23 protein-coding genes (1 of these 23 only partly in view) are annotated in these 20,463 nt (G+C 35.9%); 8 read left to right on the top strand and 15 right to left on the bottom strand.

Features of this window, described 5'->3' with window-relative positions:
- Window positions 1-4 carry the 3' portion of a YgzB family protein gene (locus tag AC3EMB_RS02795; RefSeq protein ID WP_000025067.1) on the top strand. The gene continues 353 nt to the left of window position 1, outside the view, so 4 of the gene's 357 nt are visible here — the last part of the coding sequence; its start codon lies off the left edge, out of view; the stop codon is at window positions 2-4.
- Between the two features lie 106 nt (window positions 5-110).
- On the opposite strand, the gene AC3EMB_RS02790 is transcribed toward AC3EMB_RS02795, so the two are convergent.
- The 7 genes from AC3EMB_RS02790 to AC3EMB_RS02760 all read right to left on the bottom strand — a co-directional run bounded on the left by AC3EMB_RS02790 (window position 111) and on the right by AC3EMB_RS02760 (window position 4,994).
- Window positions 111-530 (bottom strand): GNAT family N-acetyltransferase, encoded by a 420-nt coding sequence (locus tag AC3EMB_RS02790; protein WP_000759743.1) that lies wholly within the window; start codon window positions 528-530, stop codon window positions 111-113.
- Window positions 531-701: 171 nt separating this feature from the next.
- Window positions 702-1,130 carry a peroxide-responsive transcriptional repressor PerR gene (gene perR / locus AC3EMB_RS02785; RefSeq protein WP_000237829.1) on the bottom strand — a complete coding sequence of 143 codons (429 nt, stop codon included), beginning with the start codon at window positions 1,128-1,130 and terminating at the stop codon, window positions 702-704.
- 299 nt (window positions 1,131-1,429) lie between these two features.
- Window positions 1,430-1,885 carry a thioredoxin-dependent thiol peroxidase gene (gene bcp / locus AC3EMB_RS02780; RefSeq protein ID WP_000633711.1) on the bottom strand — a complete coding sequence of 152 codons (456 nt, stop codon included), beginning with the start codon at window positions 1,883-1,885 and terminating at the stop codon, window positions 1,430-1,432.
- A 44-nt stretch (window positions 1,886-1,929) separates the two neighbouring features.
- Window positions 1,930-2,334: a potassium channel family protein gene (locus AC3EMB_RS02775; RefSeq protein WP_000964343.1), complete on the bottom strand. Its 405-nt coding sequence runs from the start codon at window positions 2,332-2,334 to the stop codon at window positions 1,930-1,932.
- A 72-nt stretch (window positions 2,335-2,406) separates the two neighbouring features.
- Complete coding sequence (locus AC3EMB_RS02770; protein WP_000965774.1) at window positions 2,407-3,192, bottom strand: ABC transporter permease; 786 nt, start codon at window positions 3,190-3,192, stop codon at window positions 2,407-2,409.
- 4 nt (window positions 3,193-3,196) lie between these two features.
- Entirely contained in the window at window positions 3,197-3,988 is a 792-nt protein-coding gene (locus AC3EMB_RS02765) for an ABC transporter permease (protein ID WP_000521519.1), read from the bottom strand.
- A complete protein-coding gene (locus AC3EMB_RS02760; RefSeq protein WP_000843655.1) occupies window positions 3,981-4,994 on the bottom strand; it encodes an ABC transporter ATP-binding protein in 1,014 nt (337 codons plus the stop codon). The genes AC3EMB_RS02765 and AC3EMB_RS02760 overlap by 8 nt, the downstream gene beginning before the upstream one ends.
- Before the next feature lie 127 nt (window positions 4,995-5,121).
- On the opposite strand from AC3EMB_RS02760, the gene hemL reads away from it, so the two are divergent.
- From hemL to AC3EMB_RS02745, 3 genes are all read left to right on the top strand, one after another.
- Complete coding sequence (gene hemL, locus AC3EMB_RS02755; RefSeq protein WP_142335492.1) at window positions 5,122-6,420, top strand: glutamate-1-semialdehyde-2,1-aminomutase; 1,299 nt, start codon at window positions 5,122-5,124, stop codon at window positions 6,418-6,420.
- Window positions 6,421-6,618: 198 nt separating this feature from the next.
- Window positions 6,619-11,055 carry a glutamate synthase-related protein gene (locus AC3EMB_RS02750; protein WP_488517445.1) on the top strand — a complete coding sequence of 1,479 codons (4,437 nt, stop codon included), beginning with the start codon at window positions 6,619-6,621 and terminating at the stop codon, window positions 11,053-11,055.
- Window positions 11,056-11,411: 356 nt separating this feature from the next.
- Complete coding sequence (locus AC3EMB_RS02745) at window positions 11,412-12,500, top strand: aromatic acid exporter family protein (protein WP_000765787.1); 1,089 nt, start codon at window positions 11,412-11,414, stop codon at window positions 12,498-12,500.
- A 14-nt stretch (window positions 12,501-12,514) separates the two neighbouring features.
- Here the strand turns inward: AC3EMB_RS02745 and AC3EMB_RS02740 are convergent, their stop codons facing one another.
- From AC3EMB_RS02740 to AC3EMB_RS02725, 4 genes are all read right to left on the bottom strand, one after another.
- Window positions 12,515-14,275: an ABC transporter ATP-binding protein gene (locus AC3EMB_RS02740; protein WP_001161604.1), complete on the bottom strand. Its 1,761-nt coding sequence runs from the start codon at window positions 14,273-14,275 to the stop codon at window positions 12,515-12,517.
- A 54-nt stretch (window positions 14,276-14,329) separates the two neighbouring features.
- The gene (gene ntdP / locus AC3EMB_RS02735; RefSeq protein ID WP_000506627.1) at window positions 14,330-14,860 is read right to left on the bottom strand and encodes a nucleoside tri-diphosphate phosphatase; all 531 of its coding nucleotides are present in this window, start codon (window positions 14,858-14,860) and stop codon (window positions 14,330-14,332) included.
- Window positions 14,861-15,124: 264 nt separating this feature from the next.
- On the bottom strand, window positions 15,125-15,385 hold the full coding sequence (locus AC3EMB_RS02730) for a YgaB family protein (RefSeq protein ID WP_000997586.1): 261 nt from the start codon (window positions 15,383-15,385) through the stop codon (window positions 15,125-15,127).
- A gap of 188 nt (window positions 15,386-15,573) precedes the next feature.
- The gene (locus tag AC3EMB_RS02725) at window positions 15,574-15,855 is read right to left on the bottom strand and encodes a gamma-type small acid-soluble spore protein (RefSeq protein WP_000039034.1); all 282 of its coding nucleotides are present in this window, start codon (window positions 15,853-15,855) and stop codon (window positions 15,574-15,576) included.
- A 125-nt stretch (window positions 15,856-15,980) separates the two neighbouring features.
- On the opposite strand from AC3EMB_RS02725, the gene AC3EMB_RS02720 reads away from it, so the two are divergent.
- Window positions 15,981-16,205: a hypothetical protein gene (locus AC3EMB_RS02720; protein ID WP_000275439.1), complete on the top strand. Its 225-nt coding sequence runs from the start codon at window positions 15,981-15,983 to the stop codon at window positions 16,203-16,205.
- Window positions 16,206-16,239: 34 nt separating this feature from the next.
- Here the strand turns inward: AC3EMB_RS02720 and mutY are convergent, their stop codons facing one another.
- Window positions 16,240-17,337, bottom strand: coding sequence for an A/G-specific adenine glycosylase (mutY, locus tag AC3EMB_RS02715; RefSeq protein ID WP_095691451.1), 1,098 nt, complete (start codon window positions 17,335-17,337; stop codon window positions 16,240-16,242).
- A gap of 149 nt (window positions 17,338-17,486) precedes the next feature.
- On the opposite strand from mutY, the gene AC3EMB_RS02710 reads away from it, so the two are divergent.
- The gene (locus AC3EMB_RS02710; RefSeq protein WP_000379115.1) at window positions 17,487-18,467 is read left to right on the top strand and encodes a metal-dependent hydrolase; all 981 of its coding nucleotides are present in this window, start codon (window positions 17,487-17,489) and stop codon (window positions 18,465-18,467) included.
- Between the two features lie 24 nt (window positions 18,468-18,491).
- Here the strand turns inward: AC3EMB_RS02710 and AC3EMB_RS02705 are convergent, their stop codons facing one another.
- Entirely contained in the window at window positions 18,492-18,758 is a 267-nt protein-coding gene (locus AC3EMB_RS02705; RefSeq protein ID WP_000998159.1) for a YfhJ family protein, read from the bottom strand.
- A 122-nt stretch (window positions 18,759-18,880) separates the two neighbouring features.
- On the opposite strand from AC3EMB_RS02705, the gene AC3EMB_RS02700 reads away from it, so the two are divergent.
- Both AC3EMB_RS02700 and AC3EMB_RS02695 read left to right on the top strand, forming a co-directional pair.
- The gene (locus tag AC3EMB_RS02700; RefSeq protein WP_000517891.1) at window positions 18,881-19,039 is read left to right on the top strand and encodes a small, acid-soluble spore protein K; all 159 of its coding nucleotides are present in this window, start codon (window positions 18,881-18,883) and stop codon (window positions 19,037-19,039) included.
- A 37-nt stretch (window positions 19,040-19,076) separates the two neighbouring features.
- Window positions 19,077-19,229, top strand: a complete 153-nt coding sequence (locus tag AC3EMB_RS02695) for a YpzG family protein (RefSeq protein ID WP_000122093.1) — start codon at window positions 19,077-19,079, stop codon at window positions 19,227-19,229.
- A 64-nt stretch (window positions 19,230-19,293) separates the two neighbouring features.
- Here AC3EMB_RS02695 and AC3EMB_RS02690 read toward each other — a convergent pair whose 3' ends face one another.
- Entirely contained in the window at window positions 19,294-19,611 is a 318-nt protein-coding gene (locus AC3EMB_RS02690) for a YfhH family protein (RefSeq protein ID WP_001057023.1), read from the bottom strand.
- Window positions 19,612-19,621: 10 nt separating this feature from the next.
- On the bottom strand, window positions 19,622-20,434 hold the full coding sequence (recX, locus tag AC3EMB_RS02685) for a recombination regulator RecX (protein WP_488517444.1): 813 nt from the start codon (window positions 20,432-20,434) through the stop codon (window positions 19,622-19,624).
- Window positions 20,435-20,463 lie beyond the last annotated feature (29 nt).

Raw genomic sequence — 20,463 nt, 5'->3', positions numbered from 1 at the left:
ATAAGTATCAAGGGAAATACGAGTTTGCAACACTACAAACGTTTCAACTCATTAAAAAGTTGATTTATTAAGAAATCAACTTTTTAATTGTTTTATTAAATTTATTACACCTATTTTTTCGAAATAACAGTAAACATCCCTGTCATGTTAGGCGAATAATCTTTAAAATCATATTTTTCGTAGAATGACGTTTTACCTTGCGACGCAAACAAACCAATGAATGCTTTATCTGGAGCATTCTGATTTAAGTATTCTACTAAAGTATTCATTATTTTCTTTCCAATACCATTCTTTTGATACTCTGGATGAACCACTATATCTTGAATATAGAAATAGATAGCCCCATCACCAACAATTCTCCCCATGCCGATGATTTGATTATTATCCTTGACTGTTATACAGTAAATCGAATTTTGAAGTGATATTTCCGCCACCTCAAAGTTCATATAATTAGTCCATCCCACAGAATCACATAAATATTTATATTCTTCCAATGTTGGAATGTCACTTTTAATCTCATATTTCTTCAAAATGTCCCCTCCAAGAATTCATTTCCACCAACTACAAAGTAAATTCGACAAACTTTTATCTATCCCTTCTTACTAACTTAGCACTGTAAATCCTGATTAACCTCACGCTAATCCTTATATAATAAAGAAAGAGGCTGACGTATAGCCGTCAGCCTCTTTCTTTATTATATATTACGCCTTATGACACTCTGGACAAACGCCATAAATTTCTAAGCGATGACTATTGATAACGAAGCCTGTCGTTTTCGCAGCTTCCTCTTCCAGCTTTTCCAAGCCTCCATAAGGAAAATCAACAATCTTACCACATTTTTCGCAAATTACATGATAATGTTGACTTGTAACATAATCAAATCTACTTGAAGCGTCTCCATAAGTTAATTCCTTTACAAGTCCAACCTCTTTAAACACACGTAAGTTATTATAGACAGTTGCAACACTCATATTTGGAAACTTACCTTCTAATGCTTTATAAATATCATCCGCTGTTGGGTGCGTCATTGATTCCACAAGGTACTCTAAAATAGCATGACGCTGTGGAGTAATGCGTACACCCGTATTTTTCAGCATTTCTAGCGCTTCTTTTAATTCTTCTTTGACCACCGTCATGCACCCCGATTCTATACGGATTATTATTTTATAATTCTTATAAAGAGTGTACTCCTTTTCTTATAAATCGTCAATATTTCTACTATAAGTATGTGGTTTATTTTTATATTCAGGACTTGTTTTTATGTATCTTTCCCTTTTTCTTCATATATTAAATAGAAAAAAGTGCGACATAATCGCACTTGGAATACTATCATCTGAGGAGGTATGCCCTACACTTCCACTTTATGTAAGGCAGTAAAATATGTATAGACACTTGCCTTGTTTCTGCATATTTTATCTCCAACGTAGATTTATTTTATATAAGAAAGAACATCCTCAATATGTCCTTTCACTTTCACTTTACGCCACTCTTTTACAAGTTCACCGTCTTTATTAATAAGGAATGTAGAACGCTCGATTCCCATATACTCTTTCCCAAAGTTCTTTTTTAACTTCCAAACATCGTATAACTCTGCTACTTTATGATCTTCATCTACTAAAAGGGTAAATGGCAATTCATGTTTCTCAATGAATTTCAAATGTCTATTCGCTGAATCAGGACTTACTCCAAGAATAACCGTATCCTTCTCTTGAAATACTCCATACGCATCACGAAAATCACATGCTTCAGTTGTACATCCTGGCGTCATATCTTTCGGGTAAAAATAGAGAACTACATTTTTACCGCGGAAATCAGCTAGGCTAACTTCTTCTCCGTTACTTCCCTCTAATGTGAATTCTGGTGCCATTTCTCCTACTGTAATCATTGTTATCACTCCTACTCTTTTCCTTTACTATAACAAATGCTTCCTTATTTTTCATTGTCTATTACAGACCTCATCACAAAAGCAAAAGGGAGTGTATATCCAATTAGCGCTTCTGCAATTGCAATCCACCGCCCAATTCCAATCGGAGATATGTCACCATATCCAACAGACAATAAAGTAACTGCGCTAAAATATAAACAAACTTCAACGAGTTGAAAAGAATGAGCGTTCAAACTTTCTCCGTCCTCTTTCAAAACTGCGAAACCCATTTCCTCTAATACAACGTAACTTAATCCAAACGCGATCAGTACTGTTGTATAGATCAAAAATAATGTGGCCAAATTATACAGCGAAAAAAAACGCGTTGAATCTGAATAGGAACTCCATAATAATTGGACACTTTTCAAAATAGCGATTGCTGCAATTAATAGAATAAATCCCCATAACATGTCCTCCACCTCATTTTATATGTATGAGGTGGAGGACTGATTTATCCCTTAGAAACGAACAAGCTTCTATAATTAATTACCCGCGCCACGGTATCTTTTTACTCCTTGGTTCCAGAGGTTGATTGCAATTGTAAAACAGATAACACCAACAAGTGGCGTCGCGAATGCATAACTATTCCATTCTGTTTTTCTTAAAAAGTACGCTGCTGGATATACTCCAACAAACGCGAACGGTAAAACAAACGTTAAAATGAAACGAATTACACGATTATAAATATTAACAGGATAGCGCCCGTAATTACCTATGTTATACATAAGGGGCATAATTGAACTTTTCGCATCCGACCAAAAACCAAGGCTCGCAAGCGTAACAAATATCCCTCCATATACAAGTGCTCCTCCTCCTACCATCAATATAAATAAGAAGAAATCATACCAGTAAAAAGATAATTGTAACTCCACAGCTGCATATCCCATTACAACAATCCCTGTAATGGCTCCAATTAAAGATTCAAGTTCCATTCTTTCTAATATAATTTGAAATAGGCTATGGATCGGTCGCGTTAATACACGATCCATCTCCCCTTTAATAATGTATCGATCATTAAAATCCCATATATTAAAGAAAGCTGAAAAGATGGCAAATGGTACTAAAAAGAAACCATAAATAAAGATTACCTCTTCTCGACTCCATCCCTTCAATGCTTGTGTATGCCCAAATACAACGAGAATAAATATTAAATTAACTGCTTGAAGCGATAAATCAGAAAGTAAACCAACGATAAAATCGCCTCGATACTCCAATTTCGTTTTTATATATTGACTTGCATATTGTAAAAATAAGTTTATATATAGCATCTCATCATCCCCCTTGTACAATTAGACGTTTTCTCGCCGTTCTCCACATGAGTACAATTGGAATAATAAGTACAATTGCCCAAATCACTTGAAATACTAAAGCCTCATACAACTTACTCCCCTGTATACCTTCAGAAAAAATCATACTTGGAATATAACTAATAGCCTGAAACGGTAAAAACATCATTGCTTTTTGGGCCCATAACGGATAAAAACTAATTGGTAATAATAGACCTGAAAATAAATCAATAACAACGCGTTTTGCATACATAATTCCACTATTATTGAATAGGAAAAACGTAAGCATTCCCGTCATTAAATTAATTTGTGTATTAATAATAAAACTAAATATTAAAGATAAGAAGAAATATAACCACGTTTGAAAATTCGTTGTAATTTGCAATGAAAATAATAGCGTAACGATAACCATGCCCGGGATGGAAAAGAATGCAAAACGGAATATCCCCTCGCCAAGACCTTGCATAACTTTCATACCTAAATAGTTGTAAGGACGAATTAATTCTACAGCCACACGGCCTTCTTGAATTTCCATCGCAATTTCTCTATCTATATTATTAAAATAAAACGCACGTGCCATCCACGCGATTGCGATATACGTAGTCATTTGCGAAATAGATAAACTTTCAATATTCTCTTTTCCGCTATAAATTGCTTGCCACAAAAAATAATATGCGCCGATATTAATTGTATAAATTAAAATCCCGCTATAATAGTTTGTGCGATACGCAAGCATCATTAAAAAGCGAATTCGAATCATTTCAATATACTTACCCATGCGTAATACCTTCTTCATAAATGTTACGAATAATTTCCTCTGTAGACACTTCGTTAATTTTTAAATCTTTAATTTGAAATGCTTGTACTACTTTAGAAATAAGCATCGAAATAATAACTTCTTCATTCGGAATTTTTGCAACCCATGCGTTTTCCTCTTTCGCTTTCGACCAAACAACATGATTATCTGGCATAACCATTGATAAAGCCTGATAGGAAACTGGTGCAACAAACTGAAAGTGTATTTCCTTCTCTGCTCCCCACTGCGTACGAAGATTATTTAAAGAACCGTCATACATAATATTTCCTTCATCCAGCATGATAACACGCTCACATAAAGCTTCAATATCCGTAATATCATGAGTAGTTAATAAAATTGTTGTTTTATAACGTTCATTCATTTCTTTTAAAAATTCACGTATTTTCAATTTCACAAGTACATCTAACCCAATTGTTGGCTCATCTAAAAATAATAACGGTGGATTATGAATTAAGGCTGCTGCTAATTCACAACGCATTCTTTGACCAAGAGATAATTTTCGAACTGGTTTATCTAATAAAGGCCCTATATCTAACGTTTCAATTACGTGCTCCATATGCTCCTTATACTGAGCGTCTGATACACCATACACTTTCTTTAATAAACGAAACGATTCTTGGACTGCAATATCCCACCAAAGTTGCGAGCGCTGTCCAAAGACAACACCAATTGTTCTTACAAATTCTTCTCTTTGTTTATGTGGATTCATTCCATTTACTGTGATTTGCCCTGATGTCGGAGTCAAAATCCCCGTAAGCATTTTAATTGTTGTTGATTTACCAGCACCGTTCTCACCGATATAACCAACCATTTCACCTTGCTTTACAGTAAAAGATACATCATTTACTGCTGGTACTATTTTATAATTACGATTTAATAAATCGCGAAATGCACCCTTTAAGCCCGGACGACTTGAATAGGCTGTAAACTCTTTACGTAACCCTTGTACCTCAATTACCGATTTCATAATCGGACCCCCCTCCTAAATGTCACAACGAATAGTTTACCCAACTGCCTTCGCTATCACAAACAATACGTCTTTTCGAAAAACATGTTAGAATAATACATAGATTTTTGTAAGGAGATGAATTGTAGTGAAATTCACAAAGTCAGAAGAATTACATAAAGAAGCTTTAGAGCATATCGTTGGCGGTGTTAACAGTCCTTCTCGTTCTTTTAAAGCAGTTGGCGGCGGCGCTCCTGTTGCTATGGAACGCGGGAAAGGCGCTTATTTCTGGGATGTAGACGGAAATAAATATATCGATTATTTAGCAGCATACGGTCCTATTATTACCGGCCATGCTCATCCGCATATAACAAAAGCGATTACAACAGCTGCTGAAAATGGGGTACTTTATGGAACACCAACAGCGCTAGAGGTAAAATTCGCAAAAATGTTAAAAGAAGCAATGCCTGCATTAGATAAAGTCCGTTTTGTAAACTCTGGTACCGAAGCAGTGATGACAACGATTCGTGTTGCTCGTGCTTATACAGGTCGCACAAAAATCATGAAATTTGCTGGTTGTTACCACGGCCATTCTGATTTAGTACTTGTGGCAGCTGGATCTGGTCCTTCTACTTTAGGAACTCCTGACTCAGCTGGCGTACCACAAAGTATCGCACAAGAAGTTATTACCGTTCCATTTAATAATGTAGAAACTTTAAAAGAGGCGTTAGATAAATGGGGTCATGAAGTAGCAGCTATCCTTGTAGAACCGATTGTTGGAAACTTCGGTATTGTAGAGCCTAAACCAGGATTCCTTGAAAAAGTGAATGAACTTGTTCACGAAGCTGGCGCACTAGTAATTTACGATGAAGTTATTACTGCTTTCCGCTTTATGTACGGTGGTGCTCAAGACTTACTTCGTGTGACACCTGACTTAACAGCGCTTGGTAAAGTTATTGGCGGCGGTTTACCGATCGGTGCTTACGGTGGTAAGAAAGAAATTATGGAACAAGTTGCTCCGCTTGGACCTGCATACCAAGCTGGTACAATGGCAGGAAACCCTGCTTCTATGGCATCAGGTATCGCTTGTCTAGAAGTGCTTCAACAAGAAGGACTTTATGAGAAATTAGATGAACTTGGTGCAATGCTTGAAAAAGGAATTTTAGAGCAAGCAACGAAACATAATATCGACATTACATTAAACCGTCTAAAAGGAGCTTTAACTGTATACTTCACAACAAATACAATTGAAGATTACGATGCCGCACAAGATACAGACGGTGAAATGTTCGGTAAATTCTTCAAGCTTATGCTTCAAGAAGGAGTTAACTTAGCACCTTCTAAATACGAGGCATGGTTCTTAACGACAGAACATACAAAAGAAGATATTGAATATACAATCGAAGCTGTCGGCAGAGCATTTGCTGCCCTAGCAGACAATAAATAATCCCGTCATTAAAAGGAAAAAAGAAAGCTCACCTTTCTTTTTTCCTTTTTTCTATTTCATAAATCCCGTATTAATAGTATAATTATTCATAATTATCTGTTTTATATTCTTTTACAGCATTACTATCTCTGTGTACAAGGTGATTTGCACCTTAAATAGTAAGATTATTCTAACTTTTACAAGAGGGGGGATTGACGGATGCTCAATACAAAAAATACATGGACACCGTCTTTATTTCGAGATTATAGAAATGCAGAACACGATGCGTGTGGAATCGTTTCCGTTATGGAGAAAAGAAAAATTGCTACAAAAGAAAACATTGACCTTTGTATTCAATCACTCGTCAAAATGAATCATAGAGCTGGTTTCATTAATGGTGAGGGCGATGGCATCGGCATTCACATTGATGTACCAAAAGCGCTTTGGAATGAAAAACTAAAAAGTAGCGGATATAATCCAACGATTGTGGATCATCCCCACTTTATCGTTGGACATTTTTTTCTAAATAAAAAAGAAAACATTACTATCTTAAAAGATTATATTCGTACGCAATTAAACAACAAAAACTTTACAATCATTTTCGAAAGTGATGATGTAACAAACTCCGATGCACTCGGTCCACTTGGCAAACAAGAAGAACCTTTATTTTGGCAAGTTGCCCTTATCGCAGAAAACGAAATTACAAATATTGAGCAAACATTATTTTCTGTCACAATAAAAATAGAGGAAAACGAAGCAATTCATGTTACTTCATTAAGTCGTGATCATGTTGTATATAAAGTTCTAGGTGCTGGTGATACACTTGTTGCCTACTATAATGATTTACAACATCCACTTATCGCTTCAACTATGACATTAGGACATAACCGCTACTCTACTAATACATTATCTAATTTTTTTCGTGTACAACCATTTAGCATTCTCGGACATAATGGTGAAATTAACACAATCGCAAAATTACGCGATCAAGCTGAAATGATTGATGTACCACTTACTGCTGGAGGCAGTGACTCGCAAGATTTAAACCGCACCTTAGAAACCCTACTTGTTCAATACGACTACAGCTTATTTGAAGCAATGGAAATATTGTTCCCTCCAATTATTAATGAAATTAAACTTTATGAAACACCTTTACAAGATTTATATACGTATATACGTGAAGCATGGGGACATTTTGCACAAGGACCAGCTGGCATCATTTCCCGTTTTAAAGATGAAGCTGTTTTCAGTGTTGATTCCCTTGGATTACGCCCAGTATGGAAAGTAGAGACAGAGAGCTCTTATATTTTCTCTTCTGAACCTGGAGTTGTATCACCAACTAAATATGTAGCAGAACCAAAACCACTCGCCCCTGGAGAAAAGGTTGGATTAAAATGGAATGAACAAGATGAACTTGTTCTTTATGAATATGACAAATATCAAATCCAAGTATATAACCGTTTTAAAAAGCGAATTGATACTACCAATTACCATTTAAATTTATCTATCCCTGAAACGAAAAAAATCCAAGGGCTATGTGATTCTGTTCAAGTTGAAACGAAACAATACGTCGCTTTCGGATGGGACCGAGAACATATTCAGCTCCTTGAACAGATGGCAACAAAAGGCGTTGAGCCAATACGCTCACTTGGGCATGACTCACCACTTGCCGCACTCGATACTGATAGACGAAATATCGCTGACTTTATTAAAGAAAGTGTAGCTGTTGTTACAAACCCTGCAATTGACCGTGACCGTGAAATTGAACACTTCTCTACACGTACTGTACTTGGAGAGCGTCCAAGTTTATTAAGCGGCGCAAAACGGCCATTTGTAGTTGAAATGCTTTCACCAATTATTTTAGAAGGCAGCGTGGCACAACCTATTGCAGAGGAATTACACACAATTACGTATGAACAACTCATAGAGCTATTTATGACTCATAACTCTATCGCCACAATCTCTGCTACATTCAGCTCGTCAGAAACCCTGCAATGTGCATTAAGCCGCATTAGTTCTGAAGCGATAGCTGCTGTTAACAATGGTGCTTCTCTACTAGTATTAGATGACGCAAAAGCTCATCTAAATGAACGCTTGTGGATTGATCCACATTTAGTTACCGCTAAAGTACATCAAGCATTAAGTGTAAATAAATTACGCCGCAATTGTTCTCTCGTTATACGTTCTGGTGCCCTTCGCTCCTTACATGACATTGTAACGCTATATGGATTAGGAGCAGATAGTATTAATCCATATTTATTATTCGCGACTGTAAATGATGGAACAAAAATACCAATTACGAATCTGTATAATGCACTTAATAAAGGACTAGAAAAAGTCATTTCAACAATTGGAATTCATGAGTTACGTGGTTACGGACGTCTCTATTCATCTATTGGGTTACATGAGGAAATTGCAAATATATTACAAATTACAAATTTCTTCGGTTCAAATGATTTAGCTTTTTCACTTGAATCACTTACTGAAGATGCAAAAATACGAGCAGAGGATTATAACAATCCTAAAATTAGAATGCGAAAATCATTTCATATATTCCCGCGAATTTGGAAAGCAATTGGCGATGTTGCAAAAGGAAATTCTTATGATGATTACCGTGACAAGTTAAGTGAACTAGAAGAGAATAATCCAATCGCAATCAGACACCTTGTTCAAACGAAACAAACAAAACATGTCGTTCCAACTGAAGAAGTATCTATCGGCATTCAAAATCATAATTTACCATTTATTATTAGTTCTATGTCATTTGGTTCTCAAAACGAAATCGCCTTTCGCGCATATGCAGAAGCGGCCGATCAGCTAAATATGATTAGCTTGAACGGTGAAGGCGGCGAAATTAAAGATATGATTGGGAAATACCCACATACACGTGGACAACAAGTGGCATCTGGACGATTTGGAGTAAATGCCGAACTACTAAACTCATCAAACTTAATTGAAATCAAGATCGGTCAAGGCGCAAAGCCTGGGGAAGGTGGACATTTACCTGGTTCAAAAGTGACAGCCAAAATAGCTGAAGCACGTAATGCGACAATCGGCTCAGATTTAATTTCACCTTCTAATAACCATGATATTTATTCAATTGAAGATTTAGCTCAAATGATTACAGAAATTAAAACAGCTAATCAACTTGCCAAAGTAGCCGTGAAAGTCCCTGTCGTTCCTAATATCGGAACAATTGCTGTCGGTATAGCCAAAGCTGGTGCTGATTTTATTAACATTAGCGGATTCGATGGCGGAACAGGTGCTGCACGTATTCACGCATTGCAGCATGTAGGTCTCCCTGTAGAAATTGGTGTTAAAGCCGCTCACAACGCTTTATTAGAAGCAAGTATGAGACATAAAGTAGAGATTTGGGCAGATGGTGGTATTCGAAGTGTAAATGATGCCTTGAAAATCATGCTCCTCGGAGCAAACCGTATTGGATTTGGCACACTATCAATGATTGCAATCGGCTGTACTACTTGCCGTGGGTGCCATCTAGATACTTGCCATGTTGGAATTGCGACACAAATCGAGTCTGAAGCACAAGCAAAAGAACACGGATTACGCCGCTTCGTTCCGCGCGAATTAGAAAGCGCAGTTGCCGGCCTGTTAAATTTATTCACCTCTTTCGGTGTAGAACTACAACGATTAACAGGACAGCTTGGATATACAAATTTACAAGCAATTGTTGGGCGTTCTGATTTATTAGAGCAAGTTCGAGGCAAAAATTTATTAAACTTATGTAATTTACTACAAATACTAGAACATCCATCTGTTACAACAACAGAAGACGTGCCGGAAAAACAATTTAAAACCGTTCATTCCGCTGACTCAAAAGAATTAGTAGGCGTTGGTGTAGAGCAACGCGTTATGGGTGGTCTAGAATCATGTTATCGCGTTCGCAGTAAACTATATGAAGCTACTCAACTTGAACCACTTACATTAAAGTATACGAATGGTTCTATTCCCGGAAATGGGTTAGGTGCTTACAATAGTGAAAATTTATTTATACACGTAAATGGCGGCGCACAAGATGGCATTGGTAAAACTTCCTTTGGTGGTGGGATTTATATAACGAAATCAAAAGGAAAAGATGGAGTATATTATAACGGTTCTGTCGGAAAAGGATTTGGATATGGCGCACAAAAAGGGGCACTATACGTACAAGGGAACGCTGATGCTCGCGCTGGCATTCGCCTTTCTGGGGCAGACATGATAATTGGAGGTAGAATAACAAAACCACTCCGTGAAAAAGAGCAAGGAAATATAGGTGCATACTCCAATATTAAAGGTTTTGCTTTTGAATATATGACAAATGGGCGAGCGCTTGTTTTAGGTGACCCTGGTCCATGGATTTGCGCTGGCATGACTGGCGGTGTTGTTTATTTGCGTCGTGATTCAAACTTAGGCTTAACAGAACAAGCCTTAAAAAGAAGAATCGCAAAAGGCGCAAATGTTACATTACAACCAATTAGTAAAAATGGTTTGAAAGATGTAACTGAATTATTGCTAGACTATATTCGTGTACTAAACGAGCACGAGCAATATGAGGAAGTTGCTTTGTTAACACCATTATTAGATGATATACAGAACCAGTTTTTTGAGATTATCCCGAAAAAAGAACAGGCAGATCCATCTATCTCAACAGAGTAACATGAGTAATTTTCATTATTAAGAAAAAATTGACGAAGTACACTTCTCATAGTAATCTATAGTAACAATTTGAGACCTGCTGAAATTCAGCAGGTCTTTTTACTAAAAACTGATGTTTAAAAGAAATTAGAAAAAATTATAAAGTGAAACTTTAATTAGCCTACAGCAATTGAGCGTTTACCGGCATCCAGCTACTGAATTTAGAGGCGGGAATCTTACTGTTCACAATTAACGCGATAAAATGAATACTAATTTCTTTTAACGTCACTAAAATATCACTTGCTAACATATTGTAATGAATGTATAGTATCATGTTGTACATTCATTATGACAAGAGAAAGGATCTTATTAAGGGTATGAAACTTGGTGCTCGCATTTTAAAAACGGGTATTGCCATCACGTTAGCTTTATTTGCTTGTATTTTACTTCAATTACCGAGTCCGGTATTTGCGGGAATTTCAGCTATCTTTGCTGTTCAACCGTCTGTATACCGTTCTTATTTAACCGCACTTGAACAAATTCAAGCAAATGTAATCGGTGCGATATTTGCTATCGCATTTGCTACTGCTTTTGGACATAATCCTTTTATTATTGGATTAACATGTATATTAGTAATTGCTCTTACACTGCAATTACGATTAGAAAACACAATATCAATTGCCTTAGTAACAGTTATCGCCATTATGGAGTATCAAGGCGAAGATTTCTTTAGTTTTGCCTTACTTCGCTTTGCGACGATTATGATTGGTATTATTGCGGCTTCACTTGTAAATTTAGTATTTATGCCGCCGAAATATGAAACAAAACTTTATCATCGTATCGTTGATAATACAGAAGAAATTGTAAAATGGATTCGAATGAATAGCAGGCAAGCTTCTGATTTTACAACGCTAAAAACTGATATTGATCGTATGAAAGAAAAAATGATCAAATTAAACCATTACTATTTGCTGTATAAAGAAGAAAGAAGCTACACGAAAAAAGTAAAGTTCGCAAAAATTCGTAAGCTCGTTTTATTCAGACAAATGTTAGCGACAACAAGCCGTGCTTTAAGTACGTTAAAATCATTACACCGTACTGAAAACGAACTGCGTTACATGCCAGAAGAGTTTCAGGAATCTATCCAAAACGAACTTGACTCATTAACGCATTATCATGAACAAGTTTTATTAAAATTTATTGGTAAAGCAAAAAAACAACAATCTGTTGAGATGCTTGATGAAGTTGAAACAGGTAAACAAGAATTAATTGATATCTTTATGGAATATCAAAATAAGGACGATGAAGAAGCATATAAAACATGGCTACATCTCTTCCCTCTTATTTCTTCCATTATTAACTATAGTGAAGAAGTAGAGCATTTAGATTTACTTGTAGATAGCTTCTACACATACCATAAACCAGAAAAAGAACTCCAAATCGATGATAAAAAAGAAGACGAATAAAAAAACAGCTCCTTTTATGCTAAAGGAGCTGTTTCTGTTATATGTTGAAGTTGATATAAATTGTAATAAAATCCTTTTTTTCGCATTAACTCTTCATGAGAACCAGTCTCTTTAATCTCACCGTCTTCAATGTAAATAATCGTATCAACATGCGTAATCGTCGCTAATCGATGTGCGATTATAATCGTCGTCCTGTCAGCAGCTAACGTCTGAAGCGCCTCTTGAATATACCTTTCATTTTCTAAATCCAATGCCGAAGTTGCTTCATCCAATATAAGTACCGACGGATTCTTTAGAAACACTCGTGCAATTGCCACACGTTGTCTTTGCCCGCCCGATAGCTTTACACCACGTTCTCCAACGACAGTATTATAACCATCTGGTAAGTCTATAATAAAATCATGAATTTGCGCAGCTTTGGCAGCCGCAATCACTTCTTGCTCTGTAGCTTTCGGATTTCCATATAATATATTAGCTCCAATTGTATCGCTAAACAATAAATTATCTTGCAGTACAATTCCAATATTACTACGTAAATTTCTCATGTTATACTTTCTTACATCTATCCCATCTACATAAACCGCTCCCTCAGAAACATCATAGAAACGCGGGATCAAACTAGCAAGAGATGACTTTCCTCCCCCACTCGCTCCTACAAGCGCTACTTTCTCTCCAGGCTGCATAGTTAATGACAAGTTGTGTAATATCTCTTTTTCATCTGCATTATAACGAAAAGAAACATTATCAAATACAATTTCTCCATTTAATTTTTTCGTTTGTACCGCATTTGGCACATTAACAATATCGTATTTTTCATCTAACAGTTCAAACACACGGTCCATCGATGCAAAAGATTGTGTTAATGTTGTAGATGAATTAACAAGGCGGCGAAGCGGACTATATAAACTATCCATATATCCAACAAAAGCTACCATCGTCCCTAGCGTTAACTGCCCTTGAATTACTTCATATGCTGCAAAACCAATCACAAGTAATGGACCTAAATCTGTTAACGTATTTACTGCCGAGAATGTTCTCGCCGTCCAACTTGTATGGGTTAATGCTTTCGTTAAAAACTCATTATTTCTTTTTTCAAACTGCTTCCCCTCATACTCTTCTAACGCAAAGCTACGTGTCACTTGCATTCCTTGAATACGTTCATGCAAATACCCTTGCATCGTCGCTAACGCTTGTGAACGCTCTTTCGTCAATTTCCGAAGACGTCCGAAAAAATATTTCACTGCTATTACATAAATAGGTAAAATCAATAATGCAACAAATGTTAATTTTATATTCATAGAAAACATAACAATGATGGCAATAGCAATTGTTGCAGTATCTAACCAGACGTTCATCAAACCAGTAATTACAAAATCCTTCGTTTGTTCTACATCATGGATGACACGCGAAATAATCTCTCCTGTTTTTGTATTGGAGTAATAACGTAAACTTAACTTTTGTAAGTGACCGAAAATATACTTCCGCAAATCATACAGTATTGTATTTGCGATACGCTGCGCGAAATATTGACGATAATATTCAATCGGTGGTCTTAATACCGCAAAAATAAAAAAAGCAATTCCAATCGCTGTTATTAATTGAGATGTTTTATCTTGAAGTGAACCTCCGCCTTGAATTACATCATCGATAATATACTTTAATAACCACGGCATAATAAGTGGGATACCAAACTTAACTAGTCCAATAATAATTGTAATAGCGATAAGCCATCGATATGGTTTAACAAATTGTAAATATCTTTTTATGCCCTGCACATAATCCCCCCTCTAATAGGACAAACCTGCCGGGAAGCCCCCTGCAGGTTTGTTTTAATTTCTGTACATTAAATATCGTTCATACCACATATCTACGAAGTCTGGTGCGAACGGACCTTTTCTTTGATGAATCCACTGTGTTAAATGTGCTACATTTCGTTTTAAAATTGTATCGATAACAGGTGGATACTGCATAATTTGACTATGTTTTTCATACTCATCTTCATCTAGAAGCGTATACGTCATATCTGGATACACTTTAATATCTAAATCATAATCAATATACTTTAATGCTTCAGAATCATACGCAAAAGGGGAGCTTAAATTACAATAATAATATACGCCCTCTTCCCTAAGCATCCCAATCACATTAAACCAATAGTTGGCATGAAAATAACAAATTGCTGGTTCACGCGTAATCCATGTTCGGCCATCCGATTCTGTAACTACTGTACGATCATTCGCTCCGATCACAAGACTCTGTGTCCCTTTTAAAATTGTTGTTTCTTCCCACATTCTATGAATGGAGCCATTATGTTTATAACTATGTATTTGTACTTTTTCTCCTTCTTTGGGAAATCCCATATATGCTCCCTTCTTTCAACTGCAAATGCCCTTTGAACGGCATTCACTTTTCTTCTATTATAACTTTTTTGTCAAAATTTTAAAACTAAAGGGATAAGACTCTATTTTCCACACTGAATATGCAGGAGGTTTATCGTTGAATACAATAATACCCAATCTTCTCAGAACACAAGGATTGTACTGTATTATTTATAAACGAGGACATGTAATAGAAAAAGCCCCTCTCTATTTGAAGGACTTTTCACCTGAAGGCAATAATATATCTTATCCTAAATTTGAAATCATTTTTTCAGTTGTAAAAGATTGGATTACACTATTCGTTTGTTCTTCAAATTTCTCATGTAACATCTTCAACGCTACTTCTGTTCTATATATTTCCTGACGGATAAAATGCAGTTCTTTTTTATCGCACGTATCTTTTTCATTCATTTCAATTTGTTGATACTTCTCTAAGTGTGATTGCAATTTTAACAGCTCATCCATCGTTTCCAATTGTTCTCCCACCAACTTATCAAAATCGTTCATTACTTACCCCCTTTTGGATTTCTTCATCAGTTATTATTCCTAATTACATATTTCTAATCTTTAACTTCCTTCTCCTTTGACAACATTTGTTGACTTATTAGAAGTTATGTCGTTCACTTTCTTTTCATTACAATGACCCGCACACAAAGAAAACACTTCTCTCGAATTGGAGAAGTGTTTTTCTTTCATTACTCGTTTGAACTAGAAGATTGTGATTGTTTTGCAGCTGACTTAGCATTTTGTTTTTTCACAGCATGCACGTCTGTTTCAGTTGCAAATTCTGTACCATAACTAGCGTTTGCACTTTGTGCACCAGAAGCTTGTGCTTTCTTTGCTTCTGATTGTGCGTTTGCTTGTTTTACTGCTTGTACATTTGTTTCAGTTGCAAACTCTGTACCATAACTAGCATTTGTACTTTGAATGCTAGCACCAGAAGTTGCCTTGTTATAACCTTGTTGTTTTTTACTCATCTTTCTCACCTCCACAATCAATAATGTAACCAATTCAACTAGAAGCTATCCGTAATTTTCTTTTAAAAAAATTCCGCATATATCTCTTGTTACTCATTCAAACTATAGAAAATGGAGGTGGAAATATGTATATAGGACGCGATATGACTGAACTAACGATGCTTTCAAAAAACGAATGGAAAGAAGATGAATTAGCTTATTTTCATCATTCATTACAACAGATTTTGCCCTATTTAAATGCGGAAGGGCAAAGTATTTATAAAGAAATTGTAATAGAGATCGAATCAAGGGGCGGCTTACAAGAAGGTGATGCCAGTTGGACTCATGGGACAAAAATTTCTTACGATTAAAAAAGTGTTCCCAATTTAGGGAACACTTTTTTGTTTATTGCATTGTAATTTTCTCAACACAACTCTCATAAATCGTACGATGCGATTTAGAGAAAGGTAACTGCTCAAATGCTTCTTTCGATACAAGTTTCAATGTATCTGTTTCAACAATATCACCGGTTACTTTTCCGTAAAATACAAATATATCCCAAGTACGATGAGTAAATGTATGTTGTACATTCATTGCGTACTCATCAATAGAAATCGAAAGCTCAAACTTTTCTTTCATATAATCTATAAGCTGTTCTTTCTGACTTCGAATCCCTTCGCCAAGTTCAATATTCGGAAACTCCCACATATTAGCTAATAATCCGCTACTTGGACGTTTATTAATAACGTAACGACCATCTTTAGTTTGAAGTACTCCTGCAACAAGCGGTACCATTGTAGGAGCTTTCGCTTTACTTTTTACTGGTAGTTCTTTTTGAACACCTTCAGCATATCCTCTGCAATGCTCACGTACAGGACAAAGTAAGCAAGATGGATTTTTTGGAATGCAAATCAATGCACCTAACTCCATCAAACCTTGATTAAAATAAGATGGATTTTCTTTCGAAATAATTTCACGCACAATCTCTTCAAAAACTTTTCGAGTCTTTGGTTTTGCAATATCATCCCATACTGATAAAATGCGAGATAATACACGCATAACATTTCCATCAACTGCCGGCTCTGGTATACCATATGCGATACTTAAAATAGCGCCTTTTGTATATGGTCCGACACCTTTTAACTTTTCAATTTTCTTTACATCACTCGGTACAACCCCGCCGTATACTTCTTTTACCTCTTTTACTGCCGCATGTAAATTACGTGCTCTAGAATAATATCCTAAACCTTCCCATGCTTTTAATACTTCTTCATCATCTGCGTTCGCTAACGCTTCAAGTGTAGGAAACTTCCCCATAAAATTTGCGTAATATGGTTTTACAGCTTCTACTCTTGTTTGCTGTAACATAATTTCCGAAACCCAAACGCGGTATGGATCTTTATTTTTTCTCCATGGTAAGTCGCGCTGTTCTTCTTCAAACCAACCAATTAAATCATTTTGAAACTGCTCTATATTAAAATTTTTTAGTATTTCAAGTGTCAAACTTGATCCCCCTCATTTTTTTGCATATAAGTACTATTATAAAGATTTTAGGAAAAAATTTAAGTAAGATGACATAGGAAATTGAAGGCAAAGGACTTGAGGTATCGAATAAAAAGAGTTACATTAATAAAAAACGGAGGTGGATTTCTATGGACACAGCCACTCACCTTGTTATGGGTATCACTTTAGGTAGCTTAGCAACATTAGATCCAGCCATAGCACAAAGTGATATTGGCCCACAAGCTGTTATGCTTGCTACAATTGCTGGTTCCAACATTCCTGACATTGACACAGTTTTAAAATTGCGTAATAACGCTAAATATATAAGAAATCATCGCGGAGTTACTCATTCCATTCCCGCGGTAATTCTTTGGTCATTCCTTATAAGTGGCATCTCTTTCGCCTTCTTTTCAGACGCTCCATATCTTCATCTACTACTTTGGTCATTTATTGCAGTCTTCCTTCACGTCTTTGTAGATATTTTCAACGCCTATGGTACACAAGCATTACGGCCTTTCACAAAAAAATGGGTCGCACTCGGCGTGATTAATACATTCGATACCGTAATTTTCTTTATCCATATACTTGCAATTGCTTGCATGCTCGTCGGTTCTCATAAAGGATATACTGCCTTAGCAGCATATATATTAATGATTGTTTACTATATCGGACGAATTATGATGCACAGAAATATAAGAAGCGTTGTACACAAACGTTTCAAAAATGTCGAAAAGATTATCATTTCTCCTTCTTACCGATTTTATCATTATCATTTAGCAGTCGTTACAGCTGATTATTACTACGTTGCGAGATGGCACCGTGGTAACATCATGATATATGACAAGTTCGATCGGGTACCGTTCCCAGACAATGATATTATGCGAGCAGCTAAACAAGATGAAAACATCTCGGCCTTCCTATCTTTCTCTCCTGTATATCGCTGGGATATTTTTGATCATGATCATTATTACGAAGTACGATTCATTGATTTACGGTATCGAAGTAAAGATTATTATCCATTTGTCGCGATTGTTCAGCTCGACCATAATTTAAATATTATTAGTTCCTATACAGGATGGATTTTTAGTGAAGAAAAACTTCGAAAAAAACTGGAATTACTTCCACATTAAAAAAAGCGACTCAAGTCGCTTTTTTTAATGTTTCAAATGATCTTCTTGATTAATTAAATGACTATACTTCGGATTGTTTGTACGCATTTCATGAAGGCGTACACCATGATTATTAATCCATGATCGTACCACTTGCTCAGTCATTTCCTCACCTTGATAACGCCCTGATTTTGCATAAGTTGTTTGAAAATCTTCCCAAAGTAATTCAACCCATGCACGAGCTTGTCCGTAAGAAAGCTTGTCATTCTTGTCTAATAATTCTTTCGTTAATGCTTCATAAATATCATTCATGTTCTAATCTCCTTTTACCTATTTATCCCTTCATTTCTAAAGGATAGTTTCTTCTGTTTTGCACATTCTATAAGTGATACTTCTTAAAGAGGTATCAACTGATGAGGAGGAGGGCGTTCGCAATGGGTAAACAAGCCGAATTTTGGTCTGAATCAAAAAACAACAGCAAAATCGACGGTCAGCCGAAAGCGAAATCACGCTTCGCTTCGAAGCGACCTAACGGCACAATTAACACGCACCCACAAGAACGTATGCGTGCTGCAAATCAGCAGGAAGAGTAGTACAAATTAAATTAACTTCCTACACGAGGTGATAAAGATGAGCTACCGTGATCGCTTAGATAGTCGTTCTGAATTATTTAACCATACGTGGACTCGTCCAAAACATGCGAAAGCGCAAGTTAACGGACAGACGCAACAAACCCAGTCTCTCATTATATTGGCAAATGAATGTAAAAAACGCCAATTTTAGAATCTCCTATCTCCTTTAACGCCTACCAAAGATGAAAACCAGAGAGATATGTGCTCTCTGGTTTTTATTTTTCTTGCAATAAGGAAATTGGTATGCCAATCTCTTCATTATCATTTTGCTTATATCCCCAAGCAAATACCCCATTGAAATACGTAATTTTAAATAATACACCAGGTTCTTCTACTAATTCATATATTTCACCAATACGGAACTTGTTTATATCCGTCATATAAGCACGAGCCATTGCCATTTTTCTCATTAATACATCAAATTCATTGACAATCCCAAGCTGCTCAGCTTTTACTGCTTGCTCCTTCAAAGCGCCAATTTCTTCCCTTAGCTCATGCGGTGTCATTTCACTGTAGCGTTTTGGCATATTCATCTTATTCTCCTCATTCCTCTTCGCGTTTCATTTGCAAAAATATCTCAATTTCATCAATCGAGAATCCTTTTCTATATAACGCTTGTTTCATCTTGTTTTCAAATGTCCATCCATCATACTTCTTATATTTCTCATAATATTTATTCCCATGATAGTGTAACGCTTCTTGTTGCTTTTCGTCATCTCTTTCGTCTTTCAATTCTTCCAAACAAATTTGAATTACTTCTCTAGAATATCCTTTTCGAACAAGCATCTCATCTAACTTTAGCTTCATTTGTAAAAAAGAATGCTTTTGATAAGATTTTTTCTTCTTTTCTATGAGAAACAAGGCATTCTCAATTTGCTTTTCCTTCGGATATTCTTGTAAACTGTGCATAATAAGTAAATCTTGAACACCTTTATTTAACAACTCTCTTTTAATAACAGTTGGACCTTTTCGATTCACATTACTTTGCGTTCGCGTATATAAAACAACGTACTCTTTATCATTAATATATCGGTCATGTAATAATTTCGAAACGACTTCAGAGATGATGGCCTGTCCCACTTCTTTTTTTCGTAAAAAATCTTCTATTTCTTGTTTTGTTCTCATTTGATAGGATAAATAGGAGATTGCTTGTAAATATGCTTTTTGTACCTCTTCATTGTACAAAATATTTCCTAACTCTATTTCATCAATTTCTAAGCCTTTTTGTAATCCATGTTTCATTAAGATTACTTGATCCACACTAAACCCGTACTCTTCACCTTGGCCTTTATCAATATAAATATTAAATCGTTCTTTCGATCGTTTTTGTACTTCTATTTTTGTAATGACAGCCATACTCTCACCTCTCTATTATTTTAACATAG

The organism is Bacillus sp. LQ16 (assembly GCF_057784645.1).
The sequence above is the reverse complement of the archived record's forward strand: the minus strand, read 5'-3'. Positions and strand labels throughout refer to the sequence as shown.